2 protein-coding genes are annotated in these 1,208 nt (G+C 53.9%); one reads left to right on the top strand and one right to left on the bottom strand.

The genetic code is table 11. The features are described from left to right. Positions 1 to 413: 413 nt before the first annotated feature. Positions 414 to 764, top strand: a complete 351-nt coding sequence (locus tag IT084_RS17565; RefSeq protein WP_195714178.1) for a hypothetical protein — start codon at positions 414 to 416, stop codon at positions 762 to 764. Between the two features lie 228 nt (positions 765 to 992). Here the strand turns inward: IT084_RS17565 and IT084_RS18035 are convergent. After that, positions 993 to 1,208 (bottom strand): hypothetical protein (locus IT084_RS18035; RefSeq protein ID WP_207744668.1); only part of this gene is annotated, 216 nt, incomplete at its 5' end.

Below are 1,208 nucleotides of genomic sequence, written 5' to 3'. Positions count from 1 at the left end.
GGAAGAGATCGAGTACAAGTGCTGGAAATGCAGTCTTTGGCCATATACGTCAGGGACACCCACATAAACCGGGACGTGGCCTAGGAGATCAATGCAGGGCTGCACATACTGCAGCAGGAAATCACCGCGCTGGATGAGGAGTTCCGGAAATCCGGAAAGAAATCAGGAGTCAGGGGGAAGGTTCTTGTGGTTGACAATGGGCATAGGACATGATGGAAAAGCCGGGTGCCAGGCACTTTTAACTTATTAACTTAGTTGGTATTATATCGAATGCCACAGGCAACTCGAAGCGCGCAAAGTACCTCGAAGCACTTTTAGAGATGTACCCGATAAAATGGGATACCGGTTTGTAAGAACATTAGGGACGGTTCCAGATGTGAATCAAAAATAAACTCTGAAATGGGGCAAAAACATTGAAGGAACATTTCATGGAACTGGCAGAGACCTGCCAGGAGGGCCTGGAGTACGCCAGGGACGCGCTGGGACGGGGCATGGTCGGCGACTCACTGGCCGTCATAGCGGACGCCCTGGAGGCCTTCTCAAGGATGGAGGCGAGCCTGCAGCCGCTGCTGCCGGGCCTGCCGGAGAACCGGCTCCACGAACTGACCGGCAGGCTCCGCGGGGCCTTCGACCTGGTGGTGGCGGCCCACGAGGGCGGCAGCGCGGGCAAAGCCCTGGAGTACACGCAGTTCTTCCTCGTCCCGGGCTACCAGCGGTGGCGGGAGGAGCTGGAGAGGTGCCTGCGTCCGTTCGTCGCCTCGTAGCGCGAGGGAGGCAGGGCCTGGGAAAGACCTTTTAGGTCGCAAATTATTGTCCTGAAAGCCCAGGAGAAAAAACCCGGCTGCCAACTCCGCAGAAAAAACATCGGCTGCTCACTGCAAAAATCCAAGCGATTCACTGCAAAAAAACTGGACCAGAACCTAAAGGAACAGAATATTCAGGAAAATCAAGATGAGACGTCACCAATCCCTGAATGAAACTGACTGCCTAATTCAAATTAGGCAGCGAGCTGAGGCCAGCCCGGGTAGACGACCGGGCTGGCCTCTTCGCGTCTGGCCGGGAAATAAAAATAGGAGGTGGAGAGGCAGGAAAAATAACCCGGCATTCAGAAAACAGGTGGCCATATGGTAAAATATAAACAGGAAGGGTGAGCGGAAAACAGAATGCCCAAGATAGACATACCGATAAAGAAACTCATCGAACTCAGG

It is taken from the genome of Desulfallas sp. Bu1-1, assembly GCF_015594625.1.
Classification (GTDB): domain Bacteria; phylum Bacillota; class Desulfotomaculia; order Desulfotomaculales; family Desulfallaceae; genus JADNRQ01.
This window is presented reverse-complemented; position numbering and strand designations above follow the sequence as displayed.